Below are 20,331 nucleotides of genomic sequence, written 5' to 3'. Positions count from 1 at the left end.
CTGCCTGCCGCGTCAAGCGGCTGTTGTCGGGATCGGGATCATGGTTGTTTGGCTCCACTTCCCGATGCACCAGGCCCTGGTGCCGGCCCGGTCTGTCCCTTCTGGTCACCCTCGCTGCTCCTGCGCTTGGCGCGGAACTCGCTGTCCTTACCTTGTCCGTCCTTTTGGCCTTCCTTGGCACCGTCCTTCTTCTGGCCGTCCGGACCGCGCGTGCGCTTGCGGGGCGCGAGATCGGCCGACGGGGTCTGGTCATCGCGGCCGATGACCACCTTCGAGCCGTCGGACAGATTGGCAAAGCCCGTGGTCACGACCCTGTCGTTCGCCGACAGGCCGCTCGCGATGACAGCATCATGCTCGTTTTGCTGGGTCACCGTCACGGGTTTGGCCGAGACCAGATTATCCTCGCCGATGACGTAGCTGAACGTCCCGATCGGGCCGCGCTGTACGGCCGACGTCGGCACCACCAGCGCCTGCATCAGCGTCTCGACCTTGAGGCGAACGTTCACGAACTGGCCCGGCCAGAGCTGGTAGTTGGCGTTGGGAAATTCCGCCTTGAGCTTGAGCGTGCCGGTGGTCTGGTCGACCTGGTTGTCGATGCCGGTGAGCTTGCCGGTGTCGATCACCGTGACGCCGTCGTTGCCGAACACATCGACTGCGAGCGGACCCTTGGCGGCCGCGGCGTTGACGCGCATGATCTGTTGCTGCGGCAAGCTGAACCACACCGCGATCGGCTGCAATTGCGTGATCACCACGAGCCCCGTGGTGTCGGAGGCGTGGACGATGTTGCCCTGGTCGACCTGGCGCAGACCGGCCCGACCGGAGATCGGCGCCACGATCTTGGTATAGCTCAGCGTCGCCGCCGCGTTGTCGATCGCGGCCTGGTCGGCCTTGACCAGCGCCTCGGTCTGCGCGACCAGCGCGCGCTGGGTGTCGGCCTGCTGCTTGGAGCCGGCATTGGAGGCAGCGAGCTGCTCATACCGTGTCAGGTCGATGCGCTGGTTGGCGAGCTGGGCCTGATCCTGCGCCTTCTTGGCGACCGCCTGATCGTAGGTGGCCTGGTAGAGCGCGGGATCGATCTCGCCTAGCACGTCGCCCTTCTTGACGTCCTGCCCTTCCGTAAAATTCACGGCGATGAGCTTGCCGTCGACCTGCGAGCGCACGGTCACGGTGTTGAGCGCACGGATCGCGCCGACGCCGTCGAGATAGACAGGAACATCCTGGATGCGCGGCGTCGCCGCCAGCACCGGAACCGGCAGATCGGGCCGCTGGTTGCGGCCGTTCGCCTGCTGCGGCTGCTGATGCCAGACGGTCCAGCCGTAATAGCCGAGCCCGCCGAGGATCGCGAGCGTGATCAGGGTCATGATGAAGCCGCGGCCGCGCGATTTCTTCGCCGTCCCCTGCTCTACGCCTTGCTTGCTATCAGGCTTAAAGAGCATTGACCGGTTTCTCCATGCGCGGCTCCCAGCCACCGCCGAGCGCCTGATACAGGCTGACGATGGCGAGAAGCCGCGCGAGTTGGGCCTGCCACAGCGTGTCTTCCGCCTGGAACAGGGTCAGTTGAGTGTTGAGCACGGTCACGATATCGGCAGTGCCGGCGCGCAATTGCTGCTCGGAGAGATCGAAGGCGCGGCGCGAGGCGGCAACGACATCACGCTGCAACTGCAGCCTGATCGTGGTCTGCTTGATCGAGAACAGCGCGTTGTCGACGTCGGCAAAGGACTGAATGATCGTCTTGCGATAGGTCTGGAGCAACTCGTCCTGCCGCGCCTTGGCGAACTCGAAATTGCCAAGGATCCTGCCGCCGTCGAAGATCGGTTGCGTAGCGCTGCCGACGAGCTGGAAGAAGGCCGCATGGGGCTGGAACAGCGAGACCAGGGCCGAGCTCTGATAGCCGCCATTGCCGGTGAGCTGGATGGTCGGAAAGAACTGCGCGCGGGCGTTGCCGATATTCGCCGTCGCCGAGGCGAGCTGCGCCTCCTGCCGGCGAATATCCGGCCGCTGCGTCAGCAGCTCCGACGGCAGGCCGGGTGTCACACGCGGGATCGCGATCCGGTCCAGCGAGCCGCCAAGCACGCGCACGCTTTCCGACGGGCGCGAGACCAGCACGGCGAGCGCGTTGACGTTCTGGTCGAGCGTCTGGCGCAGCGGCGGCACCAGGGCCTTCTGGTTGGCAAGCACGCTCTCCTGCTGGGCGACGTCGAGATCGGTGCCGGTGCCGGCCTTGCGCCGCTCCCTCACGGCATCGAGGATGCGCTGCGCGCTCGCAATGTTGCGCTGTGAAGTCCTGATGCGGTCCTGCGAGGACAACACCTGGAAATAGGCATTGGCAACGGCTGCGAGCGTCGTCAGCGCGACGGTGTCGCGGTCAAAGCGGTTGGCGTTCGCCGTCTCCTCAGCCGTCTGCAGCGCATCCCGGTTCTGACCCCAGAAGTCGAGCTGGTAGCTCGCGCTCAGCGATGCCTGGTAGTTGACCACCTCGCGGCCGCCATTGGTAAGCCCTGAAGCGGAGGAGCCGGAGGTGCGCGAATAGGCCTCCTGCCCGGTGCCGGACAAGCTCGGCAGCAGCGCCGCGCCCGCCTGCCGGGCCTGGGCGTCAGCCTGGACGATGCGCGCCACTGCGGCGGCGATGTCGAGATTGACGGTCTGCGCCTCCTCCATCAACTGCGTCAGCTCCGCGGAGCGGAAGCTGCGCCACCAATCCAGCGACGGCGGCGCGTCCGCCTTCCCGGCATATTTGTACTGCGCGGGAACATCGAGGGCGGGATCGGGAAGATCCTGGGTCAGCACGCAAGCGCCGGAACCGACGGCGAGGCACACCACCGCAAGCCAGCGCGCCGCGCGCAGCGTCGTCCGGGATGCAGAACCTTCAGACCGCTGCACGGCGATCCCAGGAACATCCTGTGTCACATCCATCCCCCGCGGGGCAGATCGAACCGCCGCGCAGCCGGATTAACCGATTCGCGGCGGGACAGTCGGGGGTCTTTGGACAACTCATTCACAGGCGGCGTTGCTTTCTGCGGAACCTCAAAAATCATACTAGCCGGGCGCCGAACTGCGGGACAGTCCCGCAGTTGCGAAATGGCCACGCAAACGAAGTGGAACGAACCACCTTAAATTCAAAAGGTCGTTGTCTTGCAGCTATTTTTCTCATTTTGAAATATTGAGATGCCCAATCAAGCTTACCAAGATTTCATGTGATATTGCTGCCACAGCGACACCTGGGCCTTTTCCGTCCGAACGCACCGTGCCGCTTCGGTCGCGCTCACTGGCCGAGTCATCCCACAAGCCCGTCAATCGCCGAGAGAAGGCCGTTCTTCGGGCAGATTTGATTTCGGCCATCCAGGCGCCATCTACAGCCATCGATGGCGGGAAGTCCCGCTCTTGGCAAAAATTGGTCGCGAGGAGGCGGATGACGACTGTCATCTTCCCTGGCCGGACGGAGCGCGGGCATTTCCTCCTCCCGATGTCCCGGCTTGCGGCCGAGCGCATCGTCGTCGGGCGCGTCTCTCAGGAATATCGTTGTTTGAGCAGAGGTTTCGCTCGGTTTCGCCGCAGCGCAAAAGCCTTCCCCTTTGGCCTCCCAGGCACTACGTTCTGGCCAACCAGATCAACCCCCTTGGTAGCGATTTCCCCGACATGATCATTCGAAACGACGTTGTCGAAGCCATCGGCAACACCCCGCTCATCAAGCTGAAGCGCGCCTCGGAATTGACCGGCTGCACCATTCTCGGCAAGGCCGAGTTCATGAATCCCGGCCAGTCGGTGAAGGATCGCGCCGGCAAATGGATGATCCTCGAAGCCGAGAAGCGCGGCGAGCTCAAGCCCGGCGGTCTTGTGGTGGAATCGACCGCCGGCAATACCGGCATTGGCCTTGCGGTCGTCGCGAGCGCGCGCGGCTATCGCACCCTGATCGTGATCCCGGAGACGCAGAGCCAGGAGAAGAAGGACTTTCTGAAGCTGTGCGGCGCCGAGCTGCTGGAATCGCCGGCACTGCCCTACTCCAATCCCAACAACTACCAGCATGTCGGCCGCCGCCTCGCCGACGAGTTGCGCAAGACCGAACCTAATGGCGTGCTATTCGCGGACCAGTGGAACAATCTCGACAATGCCAAGGCGCATTACGAGTCGACGGGACCCGAAATCTGGCAGCAGACCGGCGGCACGGTCGACGGTTTCGTCTGCTCGGTCGGCAGCGGCGGCACGCTCGCCGGCACCAGTCGCTACCTCAAGGAGAAGAACAAGAACATTCGTATCGCCTGTGCAGACCCGCACGGCGCCGGCATGTACGAATACTTCAGGACCGGCAGTGCCAAGGCGACGCCGGGCAGCTCGATCACCGAGGGCATCGGCCTCAACCGGGCGACCGCGATCGTCGAGACCGCGAAGGTCGATGACGCCTATCTCATTCCCGATGCCGAAGCCGTCGGCGTGATCTACGAGCTGCTGCAGCACGAGGGCCTGTGCCTCGGCGGCTCCACCGGTGTCAACGTCGTGGGCGCCATGCGCCTCGCCAGGCAGCTCGGACCCGGCAAGACGATCGTCACCGTGCTGTGCGATTCCGGCAGCCGTTATCAGTCGAAGCTGTTCAACGCGGACTTCATGCGCGCCAAGAACCTGCCCGTGCCGGAATGGCTCGAGAAGCGCAGCAACATCAAGCTGCCGTTCGTCTAGAAAGTCGAACGGCACCTCATCTCGTCGTGCTTCAGGCGTGATCGTCGCCGCTCGGCCAGAACAACAGCGCCAGCGTCAGCACGAGATTGGCGATGCCGCCGACGATCGTGCCGGTATGATCCTGGCCGACCGCATAGGCGGGAAACCGCGTCGCGACGACATAGTCGACGATCATGAGCGCGATCCAGGCCGGGACCACGCAAACCGGGTCCCACCCGATGTCCCGGAAGCGCATCGAGTAAAGCGTCACGGTCGCCAGCGCGAAGAATGCGATCGCTGCGATCATCCCCCAACTCTTCAGGAGATCCGCGGGACGAACATTGGCCGGCGTGATGTCGCGCAGCACGGACATCGCGACAGCAAAGCAGATCGCGGTCGTCACCACCGCAAGCACGATCGTGGCTAGGAAGAACTGCAAGCGTCCCAACCGGGTATTGAGGCCGAATACGAGGTCGAGCATTGGCACACCCTTTTGGTGCCACATGCGCCCAAACAGCTTTCGGACCGGTGAAGCGGGCTGCTGCAAGCAGCCTCATGGTTTCCGGACGACTAAGCCGGTCCCGGCAATGCGCGGCTTTTGTCCCGGGCAGGCAGCATCACGCCCCCTCGCCGCCCTTCGAAGCCGCGGCGCAATAGTCGCGCCAGAACTGGCGATAGCCCTCCTCGACCCCGCGCGTGTAGATCTCGACATTGCCGGCGGGCGAACCTGCGATCAGAGCCGGCAATCCCGCGCGCAACTTCGCCAGATGCTCGGGCTGCGAGGCAAATTTGCGAGCGATCTCGACATAACCATCGTCATCCTCGGCGACCCAGTCGCCGAGACCGACGGCGGTCACGATGGAGGCGCCGGCACGCGAGGAGGCGCCGTGGCCGAGCTTGGCGACGACGGGAACGCCCGCATAGAGGGATTCCCAGGTGCTGACGCCGCCATTCTGCGGAAATGGATCGAGCGAAATATCGACTTGCGCGAAGGCTCGCAGATGCTCTTTGCGCTCGGTCGAGCCCAGGCAGGTGATGTTCTCTTCGGCAATGCCTTGGGCCATGAACCGCGCGAGCAGACCATCGCGCAGCATGGGATCGTCAAGCTGCGTGTGCTTGATGATGATCTTCGATCCGGGCACCTCCCGCATCACCCTGGACCACACGCGGATGACCTCATCCGATATCTTGGAGATGCGATTAAAGACGCCAAACGTCACGTGGCCGTTGCGGAGCATGGGAAGCTCCGAAGCGCAAACATCCAGGATCGGATCGATCGTGATCAGGCACGGCAGATCGTAGACCCTTTCGGCCAGCAGATGACGGGCCGATTCCGGAATGAAGATCGGATCGGCGAGCACGTAGTCCATGGTCTGAAGGCCGGTGCCCGTGGCATGTCCGAAGCCCGTGACCTGGATCGGGGCCGGCTTGCGGGCGAACACCGGGAGCCTGTTGCCGGTCGTATGCCCTGACACGTCGATCAGGATATCGACCTTGTCGGCCTCGATACGGTCGGCCAGTTCATCGTCCGAAAGCTGCCGGGCGTCGACCCAGACATCCGCCGACGATTTGAACTTTGCAGTCATTTCATCTCGGACCGGCGAGCAGGAATAGCAGACGATCTCGAACTTGGCGTGGTCATGGTGGCGCAGCACCGGTAACAGGCCGAACGCCGCCGAGTGGTACCAGAACTCGGCCGCGACATAGCCGACCACGATCCGCCTGTCGGGATCGAGCTGCCGGGGCGCGAGCTTTCTCCGTGGCAATCTGGCGCCGACCGCATCCCACCAGGATTTGCGTGCCGCCTGCTGGACCGCGAAATCGGCCTCCGAGAGAAAGTCCAGAAAATAGATCTTCCGCGCGATCAGCTCCGGCTGGTCCGGCGCGATTGCGAGGGCGGCGTCGAGATGTTCGATCGCAGCCGCGACCTCGCCCTGGTTGGCGAAGCAGGAACTCAGCAGCGCCAACGCGATTGCCGAGCGCGGATTTTCCTCGAGCAACGCCGTGCAGGCCAGAATCGCCTGCGCCGTATTCCCCATGCTCAGCGCGACTTCTGCCTTTCCCCGCAGGGCCACTTCAAGCTTTGGTGACAGCGCAAGCGCTGCGTCAAAATCCGCTGCCGCCTGTTCCGGCCGCGACAGCGCAAGATTGAGCCGTCCACGGTGCGCGAGGAGCTTCGCCGAACCTGGCCTGATCGCGAACGCCGCTGCGAGCGCGGCTTCCGCCTCGTCATAATGCTTGAGCTCGATCCCGACCACGCCCTTGCCGATAAGCGCTTCGGCGTGACGCGGCTGAAACAACAGAGCGCGCTCGAAACTCTGCTTGGCGCGGTCTAATCGGCCCAGCGCCAGCTCGGCCAGACCACGATTGCAGAGCGCATCGGCGTTGTCGGGCTTCAGAGCGATGGCGCGGTCATACAGTTCGATGGCTTGCTCCGGCAGGTTCATCTGGAGCAAGGCGTTGCCGAGGCCTGCCAAGGCCGGCGGAAAATTCGGCTTCAGTGCGATCGCCCTTTCCTGACACGCGCGGGCGGCCTCGAATTTCTGAAGCGACAGCTGGACAGCGGCGAGATTGTGATGCGCCTCGTGCGAACGCGGATCGATTGCGATCGCGCGCTCAAGCAGGTGTTGCGCCTCGACGAGACGCCCGCCTTGTTGCACGCTCAAGCCGAGCAGATGCGTGGCGTCGAAATGATCCGGAACGGCCTGCACGATCTGGCGGCAGAGCGCCTCGCTCTCCGCATATCTGCCTTGGCCATAAGCGCTCGCCGCGGCGGAGATGATGGCATCGGCCTGCTTCTTCAACTTCTTCTGCAATCGCGCATTCTGGAATGCGCGCGCGCCGGCGCTGCTTTGCAAAGTGTTTCTCCGGGAGATGGCCCGGGACGAGTCTAACTGATTCGCGCGGGCCGGCCGGTCGGCGGGACCGGAAATCCTTCCGGGCTATTCCGGGGCTCGCCGCAGGATCCGGCTCAGGAGCCGCTAGGTGCTGTCCCGCCTACCGCAGCGTCGTTGCTCTTCTCCGCGGCGCCAGCACAATAGTCGCGCCAGAACTGACGGTACCCCGCCTCGAGCTCGCGCGTGTAGATCTCGACATTGCCGGCGGGCGAGGCTGCGATCTGAGCCGGTAATCCCGCCCGCAACTTCGCCAGATACTCGGGCTGCGAGGCGAACTTGCGGGCGATCTCGACGTAGCCGTCGTCATCCTCGGCGACCCAGTCGCCGAGACCGACAGCGGCTACGATCGAGCCACCGGCACGCGAGGATGCTCCAATGCCGAGCTTGGCGACGACCGGAACGCCCTTGTAGAGGGATTCCCAAGTGCTGATGCCGCCGTTTTGTGGGAACGTGTCGAGGGAAATATCGATCTGATCAAAGGCCTTCAGATGGTCGTCGCGCGAGGTGGTGCCGAGACAGGTGATGTTCTCCTCCGCGATGCCCTGCGCGATGAAGCGTGCGACCAAGCTGTCGCGCAGCAAGGGATCATCGAGCAAACCATGCTTGAGGACGATCTTCGATCCCGGCACCTCCCGCATGATGCGCGACCACACACGAATGGCATCATCCGAGATCTTGTAGATGCGGTTGAACACGCCGAAGGTGACATAGCCGTTGCGGAGCATCGGCAGCTCGGAGGGCTGCTGATTGGTGACGGGCTCCATCGTGATCAGGCATGGCAGATCGTAGATCTTTTCCGGAAACAAATGCCGAGCCGATGGCGGAATGAAAATGGAATCCGCGAGCACATAGTCCATGGTCTGCATGCCCGTGCCCGTCGCGTGTCCGAAGCCCGTGGCCTGGATCGGGGCCGGCTTCCGCGCGAAACACTGCAGCCGGTTGCCGGTCGTGTGGCCGGACACGTCGATCAGGATGTCGACATTGTCCGCCTGAATGCGATCGGCGAGCTCGTCGTCCGACATCTGCCAGGCGTTCACCCAGACGTCCGCCAACTCCTTGAACTTGGCGGTGTACTCGTCCTCTCCCGGCCAGGAATAATAGCAGATGATCTCAAACTTGGTGTGATCATGGTTGCGCAGCACGGGCAGCAGGGTGAGTCCCGCCGAGTGCTGCCTGAATTCAGCGGCGACATAACCGACCACGATCCGTTTGTCCGGATCGAGCGGCCGCTTGGGCAACGTCCTTTGCGGAATCTTCGAACCGATCGCATCCCACCAGGACTTTCGCACCGCCTGCTGGACCGCGAAATCGGCGTCCGCGAGGTAGTCCAGCAAGAAGATCTTGCCCCTGATCGCGTCTCCGTAATCCGGTCGGAGCGCAAGCGCGCGATCGAGATATTGGATCGCGGAGTCCATGTCTCCCTGGTTCGAATAAGCGAATCCCATCAGCGCCAACCCCATCTCGGAGCGCGGATTTCGCTCGATCAAGGTCGTCGCGGCCCCCATCGCCTGCGCGGTCCTTCCCATGACGAGGCAGACCTGGGCCTTGCCCCGAAGGGCCAGTTCGAGCTTGGGCGAAATCGCAAGCGCCGCATCGAAATCAGCAAGCGCGGGCTCCAGGCGCTGCAGCTCGTAACTGAGCCGCCCGCGCTGGGCCAGGATCCTCGGCGCGCCAGGCTTGATCGCGAGCGCCGTGGCGAACTTGGCTGCCGCCTCCTCGTGGTGCCGCAGCTCCATGCTGACCATGCCGCTGCCGACGATGGCCTCAGCGTGACGCGGCTGAAACAGCAGGGCGCGATCGAAACTCTCCTTGGCGCGCATGATCTGCCCGAGCACGATCTCGACCATGCCGCGATTGCAGAGGGCATCGGCATAATTCGGTTTGATCTTGATGGCGCGCTCGTGCATCTCGAGCGCCTTTTCGTAGAACCCCAGATGCATCAGCGTGTTGCCGAGATTGGTCAACGCCACCGCGAAATTCGGCTTCAGCGCGATCGCCCTCTCCTGGCACCGGCGCGCCTCCTCGTAATTGCCGAGGTCGAAATGCACGGTGGCGAGGTTGTTATGGGCATCGTGCAGGCGCGGATCGAGCGCGATCACGCGCTCCAGCAGCTGCTGCGCCTCCTCCAGGCGCCGGCCGTCATGGGCGCACATGCCGAGCAGGTGCAGGGCATCGACATGATCCGGAAGGGCTTTCAGGATCTCGCGGCACAGCGCCTCGGTCTCGGCATAGCGGCCTTGGCCATAGGCGTTCGCCGCAGCGGCGATGACGGCGTCGGCCTGCTTCAACAACTTCTTCTGCAATCGCGCATTCTGGAATGCGCGCGCGCCGCCGCCGCTGTTCTGCAAGGTGTCTCTCCGGAGGATGCCCTCAGACGAGTCTAACTGATTCTCAGCCCCGGCCGGCCGGCCGGTGACCCGACTTGCAGCGACTCCGGGATTTCCCGGAGGCGGCGCAAGGTCGGCTACCCCACCTCGCCGCGTTCCGAGGCGCCGGCACAGTAGTCATGCCAGAACCGGCGATAGGCCGCTTCGACCTCACGCGTGTAAAGTTCGACGTTGCCGGCGGGCGAGGCTGCGATCCGAGCCGGCAGATCCGCCCGCAATTTGGCCAGACGAGCGGGCTGCGTCGCATATTTGCACGCGATCGCGGCGTAGCCGTCATCATCTTCGGCGACCCAGTCGTCGAGGCCGACGGCCGCCACGATCGAGCCGCCAGCACGCGCCGAAGAGCCGTTGCCGAGCTTGGCGACGACCGGAACGCCCGCATAGAGGGATTCCCAGGTGCTGATGCCGCCATTTTGCGGAAAGGTGTCGAGCGAGATGTCGACTTGCGCAAAGGCCAGCAGATGCTCGTGGCGCGTGGTCGAGCCAAGGCAGGTGATATTGTCCTCGGCAATGCCCTGGGCCACGAAGCGTGCGACCAGGCCGTCGCGCAGCAAGGGATCGTCGAGCAGCCCGTGCTTGATGATGATCTTCGATCCCGGCACCTCCCGCATGAGGCGCGACCACACACGGATCGCGTCGTCCGATATTTTGTAGATGCGGTTGAACACGCCGAAGGTGACGTGGCCATTCCGGAGCATGGGAAGCTCCGAAGGCGGCACGTCCAGAATGGGATGGATCGTGATCAGGCACGGCAGATCATGGACCTTTTCGGCCAGCAAATGCCGCGCCGCTTGCGGGATGAAGACTGGATCGGCGAGCACGTAATCCATGGTCTGAAGGCCCGTGCCCGTGGCGTGTCCGAAACCCGTGACCTGGATCGGGGCCGGCTTGCGGGCAAATACCGGGAGCCTGTTGCCGGCCGTATGCCCGGACACGTCGATCAGGATGTCGATCCTGTCCGCCTGGATGCGATCGGCCAGTTCGTCGTCCGAAAGCTGCGCGGCCTCGACCCAGACGTCCGCGAGAAGCTTGAATCGCTCGGTGATCTCGTCCTGCAACGGCCAACAGGAATAGCAGACGATCTCGAACCTCGTGTGATCGTGATGGCGCAGCACCGGCAACAGCGCGAACGCTGCCGAGTGGTTCCTGAATTCCGAGGCGACATATCCGACGACGATCCGCCTGTCGGGATCGAGCTCCCGGGGCGGCAGCGTCCGTTGCGGCAGTCCGGCGCCGATCGCATCCCACCAGGATTTTCGCGCCGCCTGCTGGACCGCGAAGTCGGCCTCGGGCCAATAATCCAAGATGAATATCTTGCGTGCGATGGCATCTGCATAGTCAGGCGTGATCTCGAGTGCCGCGTCGAGGTGCTCGAGCGCGGTGGCGACGTTTCCCTGGTTCGCATAGCAGGCGCCGAGCAGCACGATGGCGTAATCCGACCGCGGATTGTCTTCGAGCAGGGTCTTGACGGCCGCGATCGCCTGCGTCGTGTTCCCCAGCAGAAGGTTGACCTGCGCCTTGCCACGCAGCGCAAGCTCGAGCCGTGGCGATTGGGCCAGCGCCGCATCGAAGTCCGCCGCCGCCTGTGCCAGCCTGTGCAGATCGAAATTGAGCCGTCCGCGCTGCGCCAGTATCCGCGGTGAACCCGGCTTGATCGCGAGCCCTGCTGCGAGGGCGGCTTCCGCCTCCTCGTAGTGCCGGAGCGCGATGCACACCATGCCCTTGCCGGCGATCGCTTCCGCATGACGCGGTTGAAACGAGAGGGCGCGATCGAAACTGTCCTTGGCGCGTTCGGACCGGCCGATCATCAGCTCCGCCATGCCACGGTTGCAGAAGGCATCGGCATAGTCTGGCCGCAGCCTGATAGCGCGTTCGTGCAGTCCGATCGCCTGCTCGCCGAGGCCAATGTTCAGGAGCGTATTGCCGAGATTGGTCAAGGTGATCGGACAATTCGGCTTCAACGCAAGGGCCTTTTCCTGGCATGCACGCGCGTCCTGGAATTTCTGAAGGTCGAAATACACGGCGCCGAGATTGCCATGGGCATCGGGCGAGCGCGGATCGAGGGCAATCGCGCGCTCGAACAGCTGTTGCGCCTCCTCAAGCCGCCCGCGCTCATAGGCTCGCAGGCCGAGCAAATGCGTGGCGTGGAAATGATCCGGAACCTCCTCCACGATCCCGCGGCAGAGCGTCTCGGCCTCCGCAAGTCGGCCCTGCCGGAGAGCCTCGACCGCGAGGGACATGACGGCGTCCGCCTGCTTCCTCAACTTCTTCTGCAATCGCGCATTCTGGTATGCGCGCGCGCCGACACTGCTCTGCAAGGTCTCTCTCCGGAGGATGGTCCGAAAAGAGGCAAATCTGATTCGCTGGTGCCAGGCTGGCGGGTCAGTCAGGCCGGCGCGGCCCCGGGATGGCAGCTGCTCAGCGCAGGATCTGGCTCAAGAACAGCTTCGTGCGGGCGTGCTGGGGCGCCGCAAAGAACTCGTTCGGCGTGTTGGCCTCGATGATCTGGCCGGCGTCCATGAAGACCACGCGGTTGGCGACCTCGCGGGCAAACCCCATTTCATGGGTGACGACCAGCATGGTCATGCCTTCCTCGGCAAGGTCCACCATGGTGTCCAGCACCTCCTTGACCATCTCGGGATCGAGCGCCGAGGTCGGCTCGTCGAACAGCATGACCTTCGGGTTCATGGTCAGTGCCCGCGCGATCGCGACGCGCTGCTGCTGGCCGCCGGACATCTGCCCAGGGAACTTGTTGGCCTGATGCGGGATCTTGACCCGCTCCAGGAACTTCATCGCGTTGATCTCGGCGTCCTTCTTCGGGATGTTCCGCACCCAGATCGGCGCCAGCGTGCAGTTCTCCAGCACGGTCAGATGCGGGAACAGGTTGAAGCTCTGGAACACCATGCCGACCTCGCGACGTACTGCGTCGACGTGCTTGAGGTTTGGCCCGAGCGCGATGCCATCGACGACGATCTCGCCCTCCTGGAACTCCTCCAGCGCGTTGATGCAGCGGATCAAGGTCGACTTGCCGGAGCCCGAGGGCCCGCAGATCACGATGCGCTCGCCCTTCTCGACCGCGAGGTCGATGTCACGCAGCACGTGAAAATCGCCGTACCATTTGTTGAGGCCGGAAATCTTGACGATGGGGTCGGACATGGTGACCTCGATCAGTTGCGACGGTGGGCGTTGAGGCGATGCTCGACGAACAGCGAGTAGCGCGACATTCCAAAGCAGAAGATGAAATAGATGATACCGGCGAAAGCGAAGCCGGTGAACGCGGTCGACGGCGTCGACCATTTCGGGTCCGAGAACGAGGCCCTGAGCGAGCCCAGCAGGTCGAACAGCGCCACGATCGAGACCAGCGAAGTGTCCTTGAACAGCGAGATGAAGCTGTTGACGAGGTTCGGAATGACGTGGCGCAGGGCCTGCGGCAGCACGATCAGCGAGGTCGTCTTCCACCAGGACAGGCCCAAGGCTGCGGCCGCCTCGCCCTGCCCGCGCGGGATCGCTGCGAGCCCGCCGCGGACGTTCTCGGCCTGGTAGGCGCCCGTGAACAACGCGATGCCGATTAGCGCGCGGACGAGGCCGTCGACGGTGAAATTGCCGGGCAGGAACAGCGGCAGCATGTAGGTGGCGAAGAACAGCACGGTGATCAGCGGCACGCCGCGCCAGAACTCGATGAAGGCGATCGAGAATATCCGGATTAGCGGAATGGTGGAGCGGCGGCCGAGCGCCAGCGCGATGCCGATCGGCAGCGAGGTGACGATGCCGGTGACGGAGACCACCAGCGTTACCAGGAGGCCGCCCCACAAATTCGTCGTCACGACCGGCAGTCCACCGCGATCGAGCCCCATCAGCTTGATCACGAGGGCGATGGCGAAGAAGGTCGCGATACTCGAGGCGAGCGCGCGCCAACCGGTACGCAGGCCGCCGCCGAGGCCGAAGGCGATCAACGAGACGATGACGGTCGTCACGGCGAAATCGCCCCAGACCGGCTGGCCCGCCCCCTGGATCTGATCGCGCAGCCAGGTCAGCGGGAGGATCAGCCAGGAGATCGCCACGCCGACCAGCACGATAAGATTCCCGACCACCCAGAACAACGGCGCGACGGCGGATGTCTTGCTGACACCGAGCACGGCCTGCCCGGCGCCGATGATGCTGTCGTCGAACAATTCCAGCACGCCGGCGGTCCAGCTGAGGCCGAAGCCCTTGATACCGCCACCGTGCAGCAGAAAGAACGCGACCACAGGAAATGCGAAGAAGAACAGGCCGGCGTTGAGCCCTTTCGCCGGCAGACGCGGTACGAGCAGCGGCACCAGCAGGGCCACCGCCAGGATGAAGGTGAGGTCGACCCGCCAGCGCTCGGCCTCGGGATAAAAGCCGTAGATCAGCTGCGGCAGCTTGGCCTGGATGTAGGGCCAGCAGGCGCCGACCGCAAAGCCGGCATTCTCCGTGAGGCATGCTGCGCGGTCCTTGCCGCTCCAGACCGCATCGACCATCAGGAACTTGACCGCGGGAATGATGGTGAACCACAACAGCAAGACGCCCACGATCGTGAGCAGGATGTTGGTCGGCGAGTTGAACAGGCGCGTGCGCATCAGCCCGACGAAGCCCGTGGTCTTCACCGGCGCCGGACGTTCGGTGAGCAGATCCTTCCGGACGAAGCTGCTCGAGGCGATGTCGCTCATGCGCCCAGACTCCGGCTGACGCGCCAACCGTAGACGCTCATGATCGCGCTGGTGAGCAGCGAGATCAGGAGATAGATGCCCATGGTCATGGCGATGATCTCGATCGCCTGCCCGGTCTGGCTCAGCGACGTGCCGGCGAACACCGAGACGAGGTCGGGGTAGCCGATCGCGACCGCCAGCGACGAGTTCTTGGTGAGATTGAGGTACTGGTTGGTCAGCGGCGGCACGATGACGCGCATGGCCTGCGGCACGACGACCAGCCGGAGCGTGGCGCCGCGGCTGAGACCGAGCGAGGCCCCCGCCTCCATCTGCCCCTTGTGGACGGACAGGATTCCGGCGCGCACGATCTCGGCGATGAAGGCAGCGGTATAGGTCGACAGCGCCAGCGTCAGCGCCACGAATTCCGGGATGATCCGCGAGCCGCCAGCGAAGTTGAAACCCTTGAGTTGCGGCAGTTCGAAGGTGAACGGCAAGCCGAACACCAGCATGGTGGCGAGCGGGAGTCCGACCAGCAAACCCAGCACAGTGGGCCAGATCCGGATCATTCGCCCTTCCTGAAATAGCGCGCGCCGCGCATGGAAGCGCAGGGCGAGTGACGCGACGACGCCGAGCGCCAGCATCGCCAGGAATGGCTCCAGGCCGCTCCCGCCGATCGGGCTTGGAATGACGAGGCCGCGATTGCTGATGAAGGCGATGCCGAGCAGCGAGATGCTCTGGCGCGGATTGGGCAAGGCCGCGAGAACCGCGAGGTACCAGAACAGGATCTGGAACAGCACCGGCAGGTTACGGATGATCTCGACATAGATCTCGCCGACGCGCGACAACAGCCAATTGGGCGAGAGCCGGCACAACGCGACGACGAAGCCGATCAGTGTGGCGAAGACGATGCCCACCACGGAGACCACGAGCGTGTTCAGGAGCCCGACCACGAACACGCGCAGGAACGTGTCCGAGCCGGTATAGGAAATCAGGGTCTGGTTGACGTCGAAGCCGGCATTGTTCCTGAGGAAGCCGAAGCCGGCGGCAATATGCTGGTTCTCCAGATTTGCGCGGGCATTGGAGACGATCTCATAGCCGATCCAGCCCAGAATCCCCGCGAAGGCAAACTGGACGGCAACGCCGTTCCAGCCTGCCTTTCCGCCCAGAATGCGCCTGATCTTCAGGGCGATCTGGGGCGGCGGATTTCGGGCCTCGGTGCTCATGCCGCTGCCAGCGGGTCAGAGGCGATCAGCGGATCGGCGGCGCGTACTGAAGACCGCCCTTGTTCCAGAGATTGTTGAGACCGCGATTGATGGCGAGCGGCGAGCCCGCGCCGACATTGCGATCGAACACTTCGCCGTAATTGCCGACCGCCTTCACGATCCGCACCACCCAGTCCTTGGTCAGGCCGAGCTGTTCGCCGAAATTGCCGTCGGTGCCGAGGACGCGCTTTAACTCCGGATTTTCCAGCTTCGCTTTCTCATCGACGTTCTTCGAGGTCACGCCAAGCTCTTCGGCGGTGACCATCGCGAACAGCGTCCACTTCACGATGTCGAACCATTGGTCGTCGCCATGACGCACCATGGGGCCGAGCGGCTCCTTCGAGATGATCTCGGGAAGCACCATGTGGTCGTTGGGATTGGCAAGTTTGAGACGGTTGGCGTACAGGCCCGACTGGTCGGTGGTGAAGACGTCGCAGCGTCCGGCCTCGTAGGCCTTGACCGTTTCGTCGTTGGTGCCGAACGCGATCACCTCATACTTCATGTTGTTGGCCTTGAAGTAGTCGGCCAGATTCTGCTCGGTGGTGGTGCCGGTCTGCACGCAGACCGAGGCGCTGTTGAGCTCGAGCGCCGAATTCACCTTGAGCGACTTCTTCACCATGAAGCCCTGCCCGTCATAATAGGTCACACCGGTGAAGTTGGCGCCCAGCGAGGTATCGCGCGAGATGGTCCAGGTGGTGTTGCGTGAGAGCACGTCGATCTCGCCGGATTGCAGCGCGGTGAAGCGGTCCTTGGCGGACAGCGGCACATACTTGACCTTGGTCGGATCGTTGAAGATCGCTCCGGCGATCGCGCGGCAAACGTCGACGTCGAGGCCGGTCCAGTTGCCCTTGTCGTCGGGCGAGGAGAAGCCCGGCAAGCCCTGGCTGACGCCGCAGGACAGCATGCCCCGGTCCTTGATGGTCTTGAGCGTTTGCGCATCGGCGGCTTGGGCGCAGAGGCCGGCGGCGAGAGCAAGGGTGAGAGCCAGGGTTACGCGTTTCATGGGCTTTGGGCCTTTCAAAGTCGTCTCAAGGATCGTTGTCTCAGGATCATCGCTGCCAGGGCCAGGCGTATCAAGGCCAGCCCTGCAAGAGTCATGCTGGAAAACCTTGCCGAACACCCGCCGATCCCGGGAGGCCATACCTTAATCCCCGCCGCAGCGCCCGCCGATATGGCTGTGGCGCAAGGTCCGGTCAGACGATGGACGAAGGTCGCGGCAGGCCCCTCAACATGCGGCGACTGAATAGCACCTGCGCATCACAGAACGACTGGCGTGCCGGGTCAAGGGGTTGACGGGAGTCTTCTGTGTTCTGTTATTAACGACAGCGGCCACCGGCCGGCCTGCAGGGCGCCTCTCGCGTCCGGCGGAAACGCGGTTTTGAAAGCAGACGCATGGATTCCTCGCACCCGTCCCAGCAGCATGCCGAGACCCGGCTGGTCACCTCCGGCCGCGACACCAAGGCGCAGAAGGGGTTCGTCAATCCGCCGGTCTTTCACGGGTCGACCGTGCTCTACCCGACCGCCGAGGATCTGCACGCCCATCGCGGCGAGTTTACCTATGGCCGCCACGGTTCCCCCACCACCAAGGCATTCCAGGAAACGCTGATGGCGCTGGAGGGACCGCAATGCGCCGGCGTCGGCATCGTCCCGTCGGGGCTCTCGGCGATCTCCACCACCCTGCTCTCGGTGTTGAAGGCTGGCGACCATATCCTGGTCATCGACAACGTCTACCGGCCCTCGCGCAATTTCTGCAACGGCATGCTCGCCCGCTTTGGCGTCGAGACCACCTATTTCGATCCGTTGATCGGCGCCGGTATCGACAAGCTGTTCAAGCCGAACACCCGCGCTGTGCTGGTGGAGGCCCCGGGCTCGCAGTCGTTCGAGATGCCGGACATTCGCGCCATCGCCGAGGTTACGCATGGGCGCGGCGCGCTCGTCATCGACGACAACACCTGGGCGACGCCGCTCTATCACCGCTCGCTCGAACAGGGCGTCGACATCAGCATGCAGGCCGCGACCAAATATATCGGCGGCCATTCCGACATCATGTTCGGCACGATCTCGGCCAACGCCAAGGCCTGGCCGCAGATTGCGGAAGGCATCCGTCTGCTCGGCGTCTGCGCCGGTCCCGACGATGTCTTCCTCGCGCTGCGCGGCCTGCGCACGCTGTCGGTGCGGCTGGCGCAGCATCACCGCTCCGGGCTCGACATGGCGCGATGGCTCGCTGCTAGACCCGAGGTCGCGCGCGTGCTGCACCCGGGGCTCGAGACCGATCCCGGCCACGCGATCTGGAAGCGCGACTTCACCGGCGCCTCCGGCCTGTTCAGCATCGTGCTGAAGCCAGCGCCGCAGAAGGCCGTCGACACCATGCTCAACACGCTCAAGCTGTTCGGCATGGGTTTTTCATGGGGCGGATTCGAAAGCCTCGCGATTCCCTTCGATTGCGACGCCTATCGCACCGCGACCAAGTGGTCGCCCGGCGGCCCGACGCTGCGTCTGCACATCGGGCTCGAGAGCGTCGATGATCTCAAGGCCGATCTCGATCGCGGCTTCGCTGCCTTCAAGGCGGCAATGTGAGCTTGCTCACAAGGCACAACGCCTGCGGACGCGCCAACGCGCGCCACGGGAACGTGCAGCTGGCGCAAACGTTAACGCTGATGCGCCAACAAAAGGTTTGAACCTCAAGCATTTGGCGCTAGCCTCACCAATCGACTCCAATCCGGACACGGAGCATGGGAACGTTGGTTCTGCTCGATCTGATGGGCGGCGTTGCGCTGTTGCTGTGGGGCCTGCACATGGTCCACAGCGGGATCCTGCGCGCCTTCGGTCCTGACCTCAGGCGGCTGCTCGGCAAGGCGCTGAGCAACCGCCTCAGTGCTTTCGCTGCCGGTCTCGGCCTCACCGCACTGCTCCAGAGCAGCACCGCGACCGCCTTGATCACGAGCTCGTTCGCCGCCGAAGGTCTCGTCAGTCTCGCTGCCGCGCTCGCCATCATGCTCGGGGCCAATGTCGGCACGACACTGATCGTGCAGGTGCTATCGTTCAACATCGCAGCCGTTGCGCCGGTGCTGTTCGTGCTCGGCCTCGTCGCCTTCCGCTCCGGCCCGCGATCGCGGATCAAGGACATCGGCCGCGTCTGCATCGGCCTCGGCCTGATGCTGCTCTCGCTGCACATCCTGCTCGACACGCTGGCGCCGGCGGAGAACGCACCGGGCGTCCGGATCGTGATGTCGGCCATCACGGGCGATCCCATACTGTGCATCGTCATTGCCACCCTCGTCACATGGGCCGTGCATTCGAGCGTCGCCAGCGTGCTGCTGATCATGTCGCTGGCCTATTCGCAATTCATTACGCCTGAGGCGGCGCTGGCGCTGGTGCTCGGTGCCAATCTCGGCAGCGCCATCAATCCCGTGTTCGAGGGTGCCAAGCGTGACGATCCCGCGAGCTATCGCTTGCCGGTCGGCAATCTCGTCAACCGCGTCGTCGGCATCGCCCTCGTCCTGCCCTTCCTCGGCACGATCGCCGAGCACATGCATGCCTGGCAGCCCGATCTCGCCAGGATGACGGCGGCGTTCCACATCGCCTTCAACGTCGGCACGGCCGTCGTCTTCATCGGCCTGCTCGACACCATGTCGCGCCTGCTGACCCGCCTCTTGCCGGATCGCGTGCAGGAGGCCGACCCGGCCCGCCCGCGCTATCTCGACGAGACCGCGCTGGAGACGCCGTCCCTGGCGCTCGCCGACGCCTCTCGCGAGACGTTGCGGATGGGCGATCTCGTCGAAGTCATGCTGCGCAAGGTGATGGCGGCGATGATGACGGGCGACCGGGCGCTGGTCGACCAGGTCACCAAGATGGACAATCTCGTCGACGGTCTCGACGAGGCTATCAAGCTCTACGTGACCAAGCTGATGCGGGGCAGCCTCGACGAGAGCGAAGGACGGCGCGCAATGGAGATCATCTCCTTCGCCATCAACCTCGAGCATATCGGCGACATCATCGACAAGAGCCTGAGCGAACTCGCCACCAAGAAGATCAAGCGGCGCTTCCAGTTCTCGGCGGAAGGGGCGGACGAGCTCGCCGCCTTCCACAAGCGCACGATGGACTCACTGCGGATCGCCTTCGGCGTCTTCATGTCGGGTGACGCCAACGAGGCGCGCAAGCTGCTGGTGGAGAAAACCGCGCTGCGCAACACCGAGCTCGCCGCGGTCGAGCGGCATCTCGACCGCCTGCGCGAGGGCCGTCCCGAAACCATCGAAACGACCTCGCTGCATCTGGACGTGCTGCGCGACCTCCGGCGCATCCACTCGCACATCTGCTCGGTCGCCTATCCCGTGCTGGATGCGGCCGGCGAGCCTTATCGCCGGACCCAGGCGGAGACAGCTGCCCTGCCCGCCTCAGGCGCTGCGTCGGCAGTGCCGCGCTAGGCGGCCGGGCGCCGACTGAAGTCGGCACGACACGATGCCCGACG

14 protein-coding genes are annotated in these 20,331 nt (G+C 64.1%); 3 read left to right on the top strand and 11 right to left on the bottom strand.

Features of this window, described 5'->3' with window-relative positions; genetic code table 11:
* Positions 1-38 precede the first annotated feature (38 nt).
* The 3 genes from CIT39_RS17050 to CIT39_RS17040 form a co-directional block, all read right to left on the bottom strand.
* Positions 39-1,436 carry an efflux RND transporter periplasmic adaptor subunit gene (locus CIT39_RS17050; RefSeq protein ID WP_094974213.1) on the bottom strand — a complete coding sequence of 466 codons (1,398 nt, stop codon included), beginning with the start codon at positions 1,434-1,436 and terminating at the stop codon, positions 39-41.
* Positions 1,426-2,913, bottom strand: coding sequence for an efflux transporter outer membrane subunit (locus CIT39_RS17045; RefSeq protein ID WP_094974214.1), 1,488 nt, complete (start codon positions 2,911-2,913; stop codon positions 1,426-1,428). The genes CIT39_RS17050 and CIT39_RS17045 overlap by 11 nt, the downstream gene beginning before the upstream one ends.
* A gap of 234 nt (positions 2,914-3,147) precedes the next feature.
* Complete coding sequence (locus tag CIT39_RS17040; protein WP_140479576.1) at positions 3,148-3,423, bottom strand: hypothetical protein; 276 nt, start codon at positions 3,421-3,423, stop codon at positions 3,148-3,150.
* A gap of 213 nt (positions 3,424-3,636) precedes the next feature.
* Between CIT39_RS17040 and CIT39_RS17035 the strand changes: the two genes are divergently transcribed.
* Positions 3,637-4,671: a cysteine synthase A gene (locus CIT39_RS17035; protein WP_094974215.1), complete on the top strand. Its 1,035-nt coding sequence runs from the start codon at positions 3,637-3,639 to the stop codon at positions 4,669-4,671.
* 31 nt (positions 4,672-4,702) lie between these two features.
* On the opposite strand, the gene CIT39_RS17030 is transcribed toward CIT39_RS17035, so the two are convergent.
* The 8 genes from CIT39_RS17030 to CIT39_RS16995 form a co-directional block, all read right to left on the bottom strand.
* A complete protein-coding gene (locus CIT39_RS17030; protein ID WP_181955157.1) occupies positions 4,703-5,131 on the bottom strand; it encodes a DUF805 domain-containing protein in 429 nt (142 codons plus the stop codon).
* Positions 5,132-5,267: 136 nt separating this feature from the next.
* The gene (locus CIT39_RS17025; protein ID WP_162308540.1) at positions 5,268-7,508 is read right to left on the bottom strand and encodes an O-linked N-acetylglucosamine transferase, SPINDLY family protein; all 2,241 of its coding nucleotides are present in this window, start codon (positions 7,506-7,508) and stop codon (positions 5,268-5,270) included.
* Positions 7,509-7,621: 113 nt separating this feature from the next.
* Entirely contained in the window at positions 7,622-9,895 is a 2,274-nt protein-coding gene (locus CIT39_RS17020; RefSeq protein ID WP_162308539.1) for an O-linked N-acetylglucosamine transferase, SPINDLY family protein, read from the bottom strand.
* Positions 9,896-10,011: 116 nt separating this feature from the next.
* The gene (locus tag CIT39_RS17015; RefSeq protein ID WP_162308538.1) at positions 10,012-12,252 is read right to left on the bottom strand and encodes an O-linked N-acetylglucosamine transferase, SPINDLY family protein; all 2,241 of its coding nucleotides are present in this window, start codon (positions 12,250-12,252) and stop codon (positions 10,012-10,014) included.
* 100 nt (positions 12,253-12,352) lie between these two features.
* Positions 12,353-13,090, bottom strand: a complete 738-nt coding sequence (locus tag CIT39_RS17010) for an amino acid ABC transporter ATP-binding protein (protein WP_094974216.1) — start codon at positions 13,088-13,090, stop codon at positions 12,353-12,355.
* A gap of 11 nt (positions 13,091-13,101) precedes the next feature.
* On the bottom strand, positions 13,102-14,622 hold the full coding sequence (locus tag CIT39_RS17005; protein WP_094974217.1) for an amino acid ABC transporter permease: 1,521 nt from the start codon (positions 14,620-14,622) through the stop codon (positions 13,102-13,104).
* Entirely contained in the window at positions 14,619-15,824 is a 1,206-nt protein-coding gene (locus CIT39_RS17000; RefSeq protein WP_094974218.1) for an amino acid ABC transporter permease, read from the bottom strand. Before CIT39_RS17000 ends, CIT39_RS17005 begins: the two co-directional genes overlap by 4 nt.
* A 25-nt stretch (positions 15,825-15,849) precedes the next feature.
* Positions 15,850-16,866 carry an amino acid ABC transporter substrate-binding protein gene (locus CIT39_RS16995; RefSeq protein WP_094974219.1) on the bottom strand — a complete coding sequence of 339 codons (1,017 nt, stop codon included), beginning with the start codon at positions 16,864-16,866 and terminating at the stop codon, positions 15,850-15,852.
* Positions 16,867-17,255: 389 nt separating this feature from the next.
* Between CIT39_RS16995 and metC the strand changes: the two genes are divergently transcribed.
* On the top strand, positions 17,256-18,440 hold the full coding sequence (gene metC, locus CIT39_RS16990) for a cystathionine beta-lyase (RefSeq protein ID WP_094974220.1): 1,185 nt from the start codon (positions 17,256-17,258) through the stop codon (positions 18,438-18,440).
* Positions 18,441-18,595: 155 nt separating this feature from the next.
* The gene (locus CIT39_RS16985) at positions 18,596-20,287 is read left to right on the top strand and encodes a Na/Pi cotransporter family protein (RefSeq protein WP_094974221.1); all 1,692 of its coding nucleotides are present in this window, start codon (positions 18,596-18,598) and stop codon (positions 20,285-20,287) included.
* Positions 20,288-20,331: the final 44 nt, after the last annotated feature.

This window comes from Bradyrhizobium symbiodeficiens, assembly GCF_002266465.3.
GTDB classification, from domain to species: Bacteria; Pseudomonadota; Alphaproteobacteria; order Rhizobiales; family Xanthobacteraceae; genus Bradyrhizobium; species Bradyrhizobium symbiodeficiens.
This window is presented reverse-complemented; position numbering and strand designations above follow the sequence as displayed.